Origin of the sequence: Kitasatospora sp. NPDC059327 (assembly GCF_042752535.1) — a bacterium.
GTDB lineage: Bacteria > Actinomycetota > Actinomycetes > Streptomycetales > Streptomycetaceae > Kitasatospora.
This window is the reverse complement of sequence record NZ_JBHYYB010000008.1, coordinates 1-12,183: the sequence shown is the minus strand read 5'-3', so window position 1 is coordinate 12,183 and position 12,183 is coordinate 1. Positions and strand designations below refer to the sequence as shown.

Annotated in this window: 10 protein-coding genes; 5 read left to right on the top strand and 5 right to left on the bottom strand. The window is 74.9% G+C overall.

Translation table 11 applies throughout. The features are described from left to right. Nucleotides 1-92 precede the first annotated feature (92 nt). Nucleotides 93-764, top strand: a complete 672-nt coding sequence (gene lepB / locus ACFXHB_RS07640; RefSeq protein ID WP_380572897.1) for a signal peptidase I — start codon at nucleotides 93-95, stop codon at nucleotides 762-764. A gap of 7 nt (nucleotides 765-771) precedes the next feature. Here lepB and ACFXHB_RS07635 read toward each other — a convergent pair whose 3' ends face one another. Continuing rightward, nucleotides 772-1,167 (bottom strand): winged helix-turn-helix transcriptional regulator, encoded by a 396-nt coding sequence (locus ACFXHB_RS07635; RefSeq protein ID WP_380572896.1) that lies wholly within the window; start codon nucleotides 1,165-1,167, stop codon nucleotides 772-774. Between the two features lie 106 nt (nucleotides 1,168-1,273). Here ACFXHB_RS07635 and ACFXHB_RS07630 point away from each other — a divergent pair, with 106 nt between their 5' ends. Continuing rightward, a complete protein-coding gene (locus tag ACFXHB_RS07630; RefSeq protein ID WP_380572895.1) occupies nucleotides 1,274-1,921 on the top strand; it encodes an NADPH-dependent F420 reductase in 648 nt (215 codons plus the stop codon). Nucleotides 1,922-1,933: 12 nt separating this feature from the next. Here ACFXHB_RS07630 and ACFXHB_RS07625 read toward each other — a convergent pair whose 3' ends face one another. Both ACFXHB_RS07625 and ACFXHB_RS07620 read right to left on the bottom strand, forming a co-directional pair. Next, complete coding sequence (locus ACFXHB_RS07625; RefSeq protein ID WP_380572894.1) at nucleotides 1,934-3,898, bottom strand: protein kinase; 1,965 nt, start codon at nucleotides 3,896-3,898, stop codon at nucleotides 1,934-1,936. 201 nt (nucleotides 3,899-4,099) lie between these two features. Then, entirely contained in the window at nucleotides 4,100-5,755 is a 1,656-nt protein-coding gene (locus tag ACFXHB_RS07620) for an FAD-binding dehydrogenase (protein ID WP_380572893.1), read from the bottom strand. Between the two features lie 315 nt (nucleotides 5,756-6,070). Here ACFXHB_RS07620 and ACFXHB_RS07615 point away from each other — a divergent pair, with 315 nt between their 5' ends. After that, nucleotides 6,071-7,015 (top strand): SGNH/GDSL hydrolase family protein, encoded by a 945-nt coding sequence (locus ACFXHB_RS07615; protein ID WP_380572892.1) that lies wholly within the window; start codon nucleotides 6,071-6,073, stop codon nucleotides 7,013-7,015. A gap of 65 nt (nucleotides 7,016-7,080) precedes the next feature. Here ACFXHB_RS07615 and ACFXHB_RS07610 read toward each other — a convergent pair whose 3' ends face one another. Both ACFXHB_RS07610 and ACFXHB_RS07605 read right to left on the bottom strand, forming a co-directional pair. Beyond that, on the bottom strand, nucleotides 7,081-9,510 hold the full coding sequence (locus ACFXHB_RS07610; RefSeq protein WP_380572891.1) for an endonuclease/exonuclease/phosphatase family protein: 2,430 nt from the start codon (nucleotides 9,508-9,510) through the stop codon (nucleotides 7,081-7,083). A gap of 413 nt (nucleotides 9,511-9,923) precedes the next feature. Beyond that, nucleotides 9,924-10,910: a LuxR C-terminal-related transcriptional regulator gene (locus tag ACFXHB_RS07605; RefSeq protein WP_380573043.1), complete on the bottom strand. Its 987-nt coding sequence runs from the start codon at nucleotides 10,908-10,910 to the stop codon at nucleotides 9,924-9,926. Between the two features lie 495 nt (nucleotides 10,911-11,405). Between ACFXHB_RS07605 and ACFXHB_RS07600 the strand changes: the two genes are divergently transcribed. Further along, complete coding sequence (locus tag ACFXHB_RS07600) at nucleotides 11,406-11,618, top strand: hypothetical protein (RefSeq protein WP_380572890.1); 213 nt, start codon at nucleotides 11,406-11,408, stop codon at nucleotides 11,616-11,618. Between the two features lie 7 nt (nucleotides 11,619-11,625). Then, nucleotides 11,626-11,895, top strand: coding sequence for a hypothetical protein (locus ACFXHB_RS07595; RefSeq protein ID WP_380572889.1), 270 nt, complete (start codon nucleotides 11,626-11,628; stop codon nucleotides 11,893-11,895). The last annotated feature ends 288 nt before the right edge of the window (nucleotides 11,896-12,183 follow it).

Here is a 12,183-nt window from a genome sequence, read left to right as displayed (position 1 = left end):
GTCCCCGCCCCGGCACCCGCCGGATCCGCCGACGGCGCCGCACCCTAGGGTGTGGCCCGTTCCGATGGATCAAGGAAGAAGGACGGTTGACGATGGCGGGTCCGAAGCGGTGGCCACTGTGGACGGCGGTCGGGGTGGGGGTGGCGGGTCTACTGACGGCCGCGTTCGGATTCGCCCTGCTGGCGTTCGGCTACTCCGTGCACACCCTGCCGGGCCACCACGCGATGACCCCGACCCTGGAGCAGGGTGGTCAGATCATCACCGAGAAGGTGCGCGGCGACGAGGTGCGGCGCGGTGACGTGGTCGTGGTCGACAGCCCCTGGGGCATGCGGGGCCCGGTCGCCAAACGCGTGATCGGTCTCGGCGGCGACCACCTCGCCTGCTGCCCGCAGGACGGTCTCGTCCTCAACGGGCAGCCGCTCGCCGAGCCCTACACCTCCCAGGGCTCGGCGAACGGCGGCTTCGCGCAGTACGACGCCGTCGTCCCCGCGGGGCGGCTCTTCCTGCTCGGCGACAACCGCGTCGACTCGCTCGACTCCCGGATGTACCTGACCGACCAGCAGGGCAGCGTCGACGCCTCGACCGTCCACGAGCGGGTGGTCTGGCACAGCGGCGCGCAGACGCCCGACTTCCCGGGGAAGCTGCTCGGGGCCCTGGCCGCGATCGGCGGGGGCGTGCTGCTGTTCCTCGCCGGGGCGATCGGCGCGATCGTCGCCGGCGTCGTCGGCGCCCGCCGCCGGCGCCGGACGCCGCTCCCGGCCTGACCCGGGGTCAGCCCTGCTCCAGCGCCCGGTCCTGGGCCGCCAGCACCGCGTCACCGTGCCGGAAGCCCCACTCCCCCAGGGCCTCCAGGCTGGGCAGCAGGGTGCGGCCGAGCGGAGTCAGGGCGTACTCGACGCGCGGCGGGGCCTGCGGGTAACCGCGGCGCTCCACCAGGCCGTTGAACTCCAGCCGGCGCAGCGTCTCGGTGAGCACCTTGGCGCTGATGCCGCCGATCCGCGCGCGCAGCTCGCCGGGACGCTCGGGGGCGTCGCGCAGGGCCCAGAGCACCACCGCGTTCCAGGTGTTGGCCAGCAGGTCGAAGGCCAGCCGGGCCCGGCAGTCCGCCAGGAACGCCCCGCTCCCGCCCCGGGCCCCGGCCGCGCCCACCCCGTCGTCCGCCGCCATCGACGCCCCCGTTCTCTCCGCTCCGGCACGCACCGATCGGTAACCATCGCCGTTCCTAGAGTCATCCCGAACCGGCCGACCGGGCCGGCACAGGAGGGGATCTCGGATGCGGATCGGCATCATCGGAGCGGGCACCATGGCGCGGGCGCTCGGCGGGCAGTGGGTCCGGGCCGGGCACGAGGTGGCGTTCGGCGCCCGCGACGGCGCCCGCGCCGCGGCGGCGGCGCGGCTGCTGGGCGAGGGCGCGCGGGCGGTGGAAGACCCGGCGGCGGCGGCGGATTTCGGCGAGGCGGTGCTGCTCGCCGTACCGGCCGACCAGGTGGAGCGGGTGGTCGCCCGGGCCGCCCCGCCGGCCGGGCGGGTGCTGATCGACTGCACCAACCCGATCGCCGCCGGCACGCTCACCCTCAGCACGGCCGGCGGGCCGTCGATGGCCGAGCGGATCGCCGCCGCCGCACCCGGGACCCACGTGGTGAAGGCGTTCAACCTCTGCCACGAGAGCGTCTGGCGGCGCACCCCGCCGGTCTTCGACGGGCGCCCGCTGGCGGTCCCGCTCTGCGGGGACGACCCGGCCGCGGTGGCCCTGGTCGGCCGGCTGACCGCCGACCTCGGCGCCGAGCCGCTGCCGGGCGGCGGCCTGGACCGCGCCGGGCTGCTGGAGGCGACGGCCGCCTTCATGATCGGCCTCTGGTTCGCCGGCCGGGACGCCCAGGCCGTCCTGCCGCCGCTGGCGTACGCGGGCAGGACCGGCTGACCGGGACCGGGGTCAGGGCATCCGCCACTCCTGGTACTTGTTGCCCGGGGTGCAGGCGGTCATGGTGACCTGCCGGCCCGCGCCGTTGTCGGTCAGACAGGTCGACCCCGAGTAGTCCTTGAGGTAGTAGGCACCCGAGGTGCTCGCACCGACCACCGACCAGTTGTTCATGAAGCTGAACCCGGACGAGAGCACGACCTTCTGGCTCACCTGGTTCGAGAAGTCGACGTCCTGGACGAGGGCCGGGCCGCTCAGGCTGCACGGGTAGATCTCGTACCAGCCGCCGGGGTTCGGCACCGAACGGACCCAGCCGTACGCGGTCGTCCCACCCATGACGACCGCGGCGCCGGGCGCCGGGCTGTCGGTGGACAGGCCGAGCTTCTGGCCGTCGGCCACGTTGACGACGGCACCCCAGTTCGCGCCGCCGCACCCGGCGGGCACGGCCGGCGCGGGCGGACTCGACGGGGTCGGCTTGGGCGCGGGCTGGTCGGGCGCGGGCACCGACGGCGCGGGCTGGTTGGGTGCCGGGACCGGCGGGGCCGGCTGGTTGGGCGCCGGCGGCGCGGGCTGGTCGGGGGTGGACGCGGCCCCACCACCACCGCCGCCACCGCCGCCCGTCTTCGGCGGAGTGGCGGCGGACCCGCCGGACGACCCACCGGAGGAACCGCCGGAGGAACCGCCCGAGGACCCGGTGCCGCCCGTCGTCGCCCCACCGGCGGGGTTCGGGGCCGGGGCCGCGGGCTGCCCGCCGGCGGTCGGCGCGGGGGTGGCCCCGGGCTGGTCCGGCGGCGGGGTGCCGGGCGTCGTCTCCCCGCCCGACGGCGTGGTCGGGACGGGCTCGGCCGTCGGTGTGCCGGACGTCGGTGTGTCGGTGATCGCGGTGGCGGACACCGAGACGGCGGGCCGCGCCCCGGGGGTCTGACCCTGGGCCTGGAACGGGCTCCGGTCGACCAGCAGGACCGTGGCGGCGCCGGTGGTGATGATCACCGGGACGACGACGGGCACCAGGAAACGGCGCCAGGTCCGGCGCGCGGGGGGCTCGGGCATGGTCCGGGGCGCCACCCGGGCGACCTCGACCGCCGCGCCGCCCGGTACGACGGGGGGAACGGCCCGCACCACCGCGGCGACCGGCGCGGACCGGTCGCCGACGGCCGCCCGGGCCGCCGCCGCCATCACGGCGGCGTCGGAGAAGCGGTCCCCCGGCTGCTTGGCCAGCGCCCGGGCCACGAACTCCCGTACCGCCGGCGGGAACTGCGCCGGCAGCTCCGGTGCGGGCTGCTGGACGTGCTTGAGCGCGACCTCGACCACGCTCTCGCCGGTGAACGGCGGCAGGCCGGTGAGCAGTTCGTAACAGACCACGCCGAGCGAGTAGAGGTCCGAGGCCGGCGTGACGCCCCCGCCGCCGGCCTGCTCCGGCGCCATGTACAGCGCGGTGCCGATCACCACGTTGGTCGCCGTGAGCGTGGTGCTCACGAGCGCCCGTGCGATGCCGAAGTCCGTCACCGTCACCCGGCCGTCGGCTCCGACCATCAGGTTCGACGGCTTGACGTCCCGGTGCACGATCTCCTGCCGGTGCGCGGCGTGCAGCGCGTCGAGCGCCGTGGCGAGCATGCTCAGCACCCGCTCGGGCGGCATCGGCCCGTCCTCGGCGAGGACCTTGTCCAGCGGCCGCCCGTCCACGAGCTCCATCACGATGTACGCGATCCGCTCGCCCTCGGCGCCACCCTCGCCGCCGCTCTCCCCGTAGTCGTGGACGTCCACGATGCCCGGGTGGCTGATCGCGGCGAGCAACTGGGCCTCGCGCCGGAAGCGCCGGGCGAACGTCCCCTCCTCCAGCAGGCCCGCGTGCAGGACCTTGACCGCCACCTGCCGTTCCAGCACCCCGTCGTCGGCACGCCAGACGGCGCCCATGCCGCCGCCACCGATCCACTCGGTCAGCGTGTAGCGACCTCCGAGTACGGCCCCCCGACCAGTCATGCCCCGCCCTCTCGCCCCGTGTCACGCCGACGGGTTGTCGATCACCCGTCAGATCCTGCCTCCAGTCTTCCTCACCGGCCGCCCCGCCGGTACCGGTCGCGCCGGGCGGCCCCGGCCGCGGCGGGCGGCCCCCGCGACCGGACCCGGACCCGGGCTCTCCCGCCGCCCCGGCGTCAGAGGGCCGCGCGCGAGCCCACCCGCCTACGCCGTCGCGGCCGCCGCGGCCCGGCCCGCCGTGCGGCCGGAGAAGAGGCAGCCGCCGAGGAAGGTGCCCTCCAGCGAGCGGTAGCCGTGCACACCGCCGCCGCCGAAGCCGGCCGCCTCACCGGCCGCGTACACGCCCTCCAGCACCTCCCCGCCCGGCCGCAGCACCCGGGCGGAGAGGTCGGTCTCCAGCCCGCCGAGCGACTTGCGGGTCAGGATGCTCAGCCGGACGGCGATCAGCGGAGCGGCGGCCGGGTCGAGGAGCCGGTGCGGCGCGGCCGTGCGGATCAGCTTGTCGCCCAGGTAGCGGCGGGCGCCGTGGATGGCGGTGACCTGGAGGTCCTTGGCGAACGGGTTGGCCAGCTGGCGGTCCCGGGCCTCGACGGTGCGGCGCAGCTCGTCCGGGTCGATCAGCGCCTCATGGGTCCGGGCGTTCATGCCGCGCGCGAGGTCCGGCAGGTTGCCGGCGACCACGAAGTCGCGGCCGTGCCGCAGGTGGGTCCGGACCGGGCCGGGGGCGCCCGGCAGGGCCCGGCCGAGGACGCCGCGCAGCGAACGGCCGGTCAGGTCGGGGTTCTGCTCGGAGCCGGAGAGGGTGAACTCCTTCTCGATGATCTTCTGGCTGAGCACGAACCAGGTGTGGTCGTACCCGGTGGTGCGCAGGTGTTCGAGGGTGCCGAGGGTGTCGAACCCGGGGAAGAGCGGGACGGGCAGCCGGCGGCCGCGGGCGTCCAGCCAGAGCGAGGAGGGGCCGGGCAGGATGCGGATGCCGTGCCGGGCCCAGATCGGGTCCCAGTTCTCGATGCCCTCGGTGTAGTGCCACATCCGGTCGCCGTTGATCAGGTTGGCGCCGGCCTCGCCGGTGATCCCCAGCATCAGTCCGTCGACGTGCGCGGGCACCCCGGAGAGCATCCGGTCGGGCGGGGTGCCGAGCCGGGCCGGCCAGGCCTTGCGGACCAGGTCGTGATTGCCGCCGATGCCACCGGAGGTGACGATCACGGCCTGGGCGCGGAGTTCGAAGTGGCCCGCGACCTCGCGCGAACTGGCCTCGCCGCGGGCCGCGTCGCTGGGCACCAGCACCTCGCCGGCGACCGTGTCGGTCACCCCGGCCCGCGCCGACAGGCCGGTGACCCGGTGGCGGAACCGCAGGTCGACCAGGCCGCGTGCGGCGGCGGCCCGGACCCGGCGGACGAAGGGTTCGAGCAGGCCGGGCCCGGTGCCCCAGGTGATGTGGAAGCGCGGGACGGAGTTGCCGGGCCCGTCGGCCAGCAGCCCGCCGCGCTCGGCCCAACCGACGACCGGGAAGAACCGCACGCCCTGGGCGCGCAGCCAGGCCCGCTTCTCCCCCGCCGCGAAGTCGACGTAGGCCTCGGCCCAGCGGCGCGGCCAGGCGTCCTCGGGGCGGTCGAAGCCGGCGGTGCCGTGCCAGTCCTGCAGCGCGAGCGCGTGCGAGTCGCGGATCCGCATCCGGCGCTGCTCGGGCGAGTCGACCAGGAAGAGACCGCCGAAGGACCAGTGCGCCTGACCGCCGAGCGAGGCCGCCGGCTCCTGGTCGAGCAGGATCACCCGCCGTCCGGCGTCGGCGAGTTCGGCGGTCGCGGCGAGGCCCGCGAGGCCGGCTCCGATGACGATGACATCGGCGTCCAGGGCCATGCGCTCTCCTCCATCAGTGATCCGGCGGTGCGGCCGGTGATCCGGCAGTGCGGCGTGCGCCCGATACTGCGGCCTGCGGCGGGGCGCGTCAACCGGTGAGTAACAAGCGACTGCCGGAATTCCGCTCCGAGGCGTTTCGGAAATACCTTCGATACACCGTGGAGCGTTATTCCGAAATGCTTCTGACGGTTCTTCGGGAATTTCCGCGCCGCGCATGGACGGATTCGAAACCTGGCAGTAACTTACCTGTCGGTAGTAAAGCTGTGGCCCGGCTCGCACGACCCCCACTCGTTCTCTCTCCCCCAGGAGGAACCCGTGCTCAGCCCTGCCCGGAACCGCCGCACGACCCGCACCTCCCGCAAGCCCGCCCTGCTCGGCGCCGCGGCACTGGGCGCGGCCCTCGCCCTGACCTCCACCAGCGCGCAGGCCGCCACCCCCGCCCCCCGGCACTACGTGGCCCTCGGCGACTCCTACGCCGCCGGGGCCGGCGTGCCCGGCCAGTCGGCGGGCCTCTGCCTCCGCTCCGACCGCAACTACGGCCACCTGGTGGCCGCCGCGCTCAAGGCCGCCGCCTACACCGACGTCACCTGCTCCGCCGCCAAGGTGAAGGCGATGACGCAGCCCCAGTACGACGCGTTCATCCGGGTCAACGACCCGCAGCTGGACGCCGTCACCGCCGACACCGACCTGGTGACCCTCGGCATCGGCGGAAACGACCTCGGCGCCACCGACCTCGGGCTCGGCGAACTGGTCGGCACCTGCATCGCCGGCGCGGTGGTCAACCCGCTGGGCACGCCCTGCAAGGACGTCTTCCACCACGGCTACTGGGACTGGTCCAGCTGGTCCTGGCAGTACGGCAACGACGACCTGGCCGACCGGATCGCCGCCGCGAAGCCGCAGATCGCGGACACCCTGAAGCGGATCCACGCCAAGGCGCCGAACGCCAAGGTACTGCTGGTGGGCTACCCCTCGGTGCTGCCCGCCGACGGCTCGAAGTGCTTCCTGCGCCAGCCCGTCACCGCGGGGGACGTCGAGTACATGTACGGCGTGCTCAACCGGCTGAACGCCATGCTCAGGTCCACCGCCGCCGCGGGCGGCGCCACCTACGTGGACACCGCCACCCCCACCGTCGGCCACGACGTCTGCTCGGACGACCGCTGGATCGAGGGCGCGCTGCCCGGCTCCCCGGCCGTCCCGTTCCACCCCAACGCCACCGGCGAGCGGGTGATGGCGGACGCGGTGCTCGCCGCCCTCAAGTAGCCGCACGACCCCGAGGGGGCGGCGACCGGATCCCGGTCACCGCCCCCTCGGTCGTACCGCGGGCCCTACGGCTTGATGCGGACCACCTGCGGGTCGTGGTCGCTCGCCTGGACGGCGAACTCACTGTTGATGTGCACCACGTCGTACTTGGCGTACCCGACCTCGGGGCTGACCAGGATGTGGTCCAGCACCTGCGAGTTGCCCTGGTAGACGTAGGAGTACTGCTCCTTCTCCGGCAGCTCGTTCACCAGGTCGCGCAGCACGCCGTCCTTGGTCAGCGCGGCCAGCGCGGGCGAGAACTGGTAGTCGTTGAAGTCGCCGAGCGAGACCACCTTGGCCTCCTTGTCGGCGGCCAGCAGCTTCGCGACGAAGGCCTGCTCCAGCGTGGCCTGCTTGATCCGCTGCACCTCGGAGCTGCGGGCCGGGGCCTGGAACCGGCTGTCGATGCCCTGGTCGCCGCCCTTGCTGTTGAAGTGGTTGGCGATGACGAAGACCTTCTTGCCGCGGAAGGAGAACTGGCCCACCAGCGGCTTGCGGCTGTTCGCCCAGGCCTCGTCGGCCGGGGCGATCCGGCCGGGCGAGGCGGTCAGCGCGGTGGCCGCGCCGGTGCCGGCCACGTCCACGGCGGTGGTGGCGTCGCCACCGGGGATGTCCGTGAAGGAGACCCGCAGCGGGTTGAACAGGAAGCCCTGGCGGATGTTGCCGCCGGGCTCGCCGCCGTCCTTGCCGTCCTGCGGGTCGATCGAGCGCCACTCGTACGCCGGGCCGCCGGCCGCCTTGATGGCCGCGACGAACTTGGCGACGGTCTGGCTCGCGTCCACCGTGCCGTCGTTCTTGGCGCCGTTGTTGTCCTGGATCTCCTCCAGGGCGAGGACGTCGGGCGAACGCAGGTTGGTGACCACGGCCTGGGCCAGCTCGGCGAACTTGGCGTCCGGGTTGCCGGGCGCCAGGTTCTCCACGTTGTAGGTGGCGATGGTCAGCTCGCGGTCGGCCGGCTGCGCGGTGACCTCGCGCTGCAGGTGGTTGTCCTGGAGCGTGCCGAGGGTGCCGGCGACCAGGGTGTAGCCGCCGAAGCTGTTGTAGTCCAGCGGGCCGTCGGTGGTGCCGGTCAGCACGTCGCCGACGTTGGCGACCGGGAACGGCTGCTGGGCGACCGGCGCCTGCTGCTGCACCATCAGCCGGCCGACGTTGGGCTCCTGGTAGGACTCGTACAGCACGCCGCCGCGCTGGCTCTTCTGGTCCTGCTTGTCGGCCGCGACCCAGAGCTCGTTGTACTTGTCGGTCGCCTGGATCACCCGGACGTCCTTGACCTGGACGCGCATGCCCTCCAGCGACTCGTAGAAGTCCAGGGTGTACTTCTCCGGCTGGAGCGGCAGGGACTCGATGGTGCCGCCGGCCGGGGCCTGCGGGGTGTAGGTGCCGGGGATGTTGCGGGTGTCGACCATGACCGGCGCCGGCAGCGGGTTGCCGGCGGAGAGCACGGTGACGGCCGGGTTGGTGAGCTGGGTGAGCGACTGCGAGCCGCCGTTGAAGTTCGGGTAGTACTCCGTCACCTTGCCGGTCACCAGCACCGAGTCGCCGACCTTGACGGTCGGGGTGGCGCTGCCGGTGTAGACGAAGACGCCCTCGCTGGTGGCCGGGTCGGCGTCCGGGTTCGGGTCCTGGATCCAGAAGCCCTTGGAGCCGTAGCCGCGCACGCCGGTGACGATGCCGGGCACGCCCGCGACCGTCTTGCCGGTCCGGGCCGAGGTCCGGGTGGTGCCCTGGATGTCGTGGATCCGGACGGTGCCCGGCTCGGTCGGGCCGGTCGGGGTGGAGCCCTCGGCGACCTCGCCCTTGCTGTTGGTCGGGGTCGGGGCGCCCGCGGTGAGGTCCGCCGCGTTGTCGTCGGTGTCGGCGAGACCCGCCTTGCGGGCCACCGAGGCGGTGTTGGAGGCGCCGGCGGCGGAGGCCGAGCCCTCGTGGACGACGGCGGTGCCGAAGCCGACCAGGTCCCGCACCCGCGGGTCGGCGGCGCAGTCGGCGGCGGTCTTGCAGGTCAGCGGGTCGGTGCCGCGGACCAGCGCGACGGTGCCGCTGGTGCCCGACAGGGCCAGCGCGCCGGCCGCGTCCGGGGTCGGCAGCTCGACGGTGCCGGCCGCGCCGGCCGCCTCGGCGACCAGGTAGCGCGCACCGGGCGCGACCGCGCCGGTCAGCGGGGTGACGCCCCACTGGGAGCCGGCACCGGGCGTGCCGGATATGTACTGCACGCTCCAGCCGTCCAGTCCGAAGGCGGCGCCGCCCTTGTTGGCCAGCTCGATGAAGTCGTTCTTCAGCGTGGCACCCGAGTTGCCACCGCCGCCGTACACCTCGGCGATCACCGCGTCGGCCGAGGGCGCGGCCACCGCGGCCGGCAGCGGGACGAGCACCAGCGAGGCGGCCAGACCGGCCGGGAGGAGGGTCGCGCGGAGCAGGGCGCGGCGCGAACGCGGGCGGGGAGCGGGGGAGGTGGTCACCTGGACGGGACTCCTTGGTCTGTCGTGGCGCGCGGCGGCACGGCAACGGGGGCGGCACGTTTCGTCCGGCGGTCGTGGGGCCGCCGGGACGTGAGGGTGGGTCAGGCAGGCGCGGACGACGCGCTACCCGCGTAGAAATGCAGGTGCGAGGATCCGGAACAGCCCCCCGCAGCGCCTTAAGATACGCGCGTAGAAAATGACGCGACAAGCCCCCGGCGGTGAACAATCGGTACCGGCGGGGAGATCGCGCCCGAAGCTGTGACGCGCGCTACAGACTCGGTGCCGACGGACGTACGACGCACACCCCGACGGGCCGGAGGACGGACCGGACGCGAGCCGGACGCGAGCCGGACGTGAGGCGAACGGAAGCCGCCCCCGCGGACCGGCCGGCCGGCCCCGGGCGCCGACCCGCCCTACAGCCAACCCCGCTGAGCCGCCTTCAGGCCCGCCTCGAAGCGGCTGCCCGCGTCCAGCCGTTCCATCAGCGCGGCCATCTGCCGGCGCACCGTCCGCACCGACACCCCGAGCCGCTTGGCCGCCGCGTCGTCGGTGAGCCCCGTGGACAGCAGCCGCAGCAGCTCGCGCTCACCGGCGCTCAGGCCCGTGCCGGCGTCCTCGGCCCGCTGGGTGCCGAGCGGGGCGGCCGTCTCCCAGGTCTGCTCGAAGAGCGCGACCAGCGAGGCGACGATGCCCGGCTCCTCGGTGCACAGCGCGCCGAGCCGGGTGTTCTCCGGGTCGATCGGCACCACGGCGGTGGACCGGTCGAACACCAGCATCCGGGGCGGCAGGACCGGCGCGGTGCGCACCCGGCCGCCGAGTCCGGTCATCCACTGCGCGTACCCGAGGGTCTCCGGGTCGTTGCGGACGCTGTCCTGGTAGATGGTGCGCAGGCTCACCCCGCGCACCAGGGCGTCCTCGTCCAGCGGCCGGGAGGCGGCCAGGCTGGCGGCGGACTGCGCGCCGCCGGGCATCACGGCGAGGCACTCGGAGGTCAGCCGGGCGGTCAGCACCTCCAGCTTGGCCTGGATGGCGTCCAGCCCGACCAGCCGCTCGCCGCCGTCCACCAGGGTGCTGGCGCGCAGCGTCGCGTACTCGGCCACCGCCCGCGCCACGGCCGCCTTGGAGACGGCCAGCTCCTGCTGGCGCCGGGCGAGGTCCTCCTCCTGACGGCGCAGCAGCAACTCCAGGCCGCGCTCGGGGCTGACCGGCCAGAACGCCCCGGGGCGGTCGCGGGAGGCACGCAGCAGGGTGAGGTCGGCGAGCCGGTCCAGGGCCTCCCGGACGGCGCGCTCGGGGAGGCGGAGCCGCTCGCAGAGCTCGGCGACGCCACCCTCGGGGTCGGCCAGCATCTCGCGGTAGACGGCCTCCGCGGTGGTGTCGAGCCCCAGCAGTTCCAGCACTTCCACGACCCCTGATCGTCGCAATGGGATTATCGGGCGATCCGCGGCTCGATCCTTGCGCCGCGACACCGGCGTCACAAGGCATGATCCGGTCAAGCGCCTCGGGTGTACACCGGCCCGCCCCGGGGAACCACGCCGACAGCCGTGCGGGAGCACCGGCCGGTCGAGCCGCGGGCGCCGACCGGGCACCACCGGCAGCCGCCCTGGCGAGCGGCCCCGGCCACCGGGCCCGCTGCCGCGGCGGCGGGCCCGCGGGCCGGCCGGCCGCCGGTCCCCGACCCGGCCGGCGGACGCACCCGCGGCCGTTCCGCCAGCGGGTTGCAGCTTGCTGCCTGTCCTGTTGCTGCCCCCGGCCGCCCCTCCCGCCCCAGGGCCGCCACCGGCAGGATTCCCCGTGCGTGCACCCTCCCCACGGTCCACCGCCCCCTGCTCGTCCACTGCCCCGCGCTCCGCCCCTTCGCGCCCTGAACCACTGTGCCCAGAACAGGACCCGCCGTGCCCAAGACCGTCCGGCTGCTCGCCGCCGCCCTCGCACTCTCCCTCGCCACCGCCGCAGCACCCGCCTTCGCCGCTCAGCCGCCCAACGCCGCCGTCACCGCCACCGCGGGCGACGTGGCCGCCGGAAGCGGTATCGGCTGGGACTTCGCGCAGCCGGGAGCGATCGGCTGGGACAACCCCACCGGCACCCCGGGCATCGGCTGGGACTGACCACTCGGTGTTCTCCGTCCACCTGACCCTGCTGGAGGTCTCCGCCGCGCCGACGGGCGAGGCGGGGGCCGCCGACGTCCAGGCAGCTCTGTGGGGGTGCGCGGGGCCGGGCGACGGGCTGGAGCACGTCCGGGCCTGCGCCGTCCCGGGGGGCGTCGGCCTGGTGCTGTACGTCCGTGCCCCGGACCAGGGGGTGGCCGAGTTACGGGCGCTGGCCCTGCTCGACCGCACCCTGGCGGCCGGTCCGACCGGCCGCTTCGCGCCCGCGATGCCATGACCGGGACGGCCGGGCCGCTTTCCGGCCTTCCGTAGGGGTTTCCACCGATCCCCACCCTTCGCAACTTTGGCCGATTCCGGACGCTCGCCGCACCGGTCGGGGCCACGACCGCACCGCCGCGGCACCGGTCGCGCGCGACCACCGGTCCGCCGCGGCACCGCCCGGGCAGAGGCCCCCGGGCCCGGCGGACGGACGGACGGATGGTCCGCCGGTCGGCCGGCGGCCGGCCGGGCACCCCCGGACCATCGGAACGGCGGGCCGGCCCGGGGCTGACACCCCGGGCCGGCC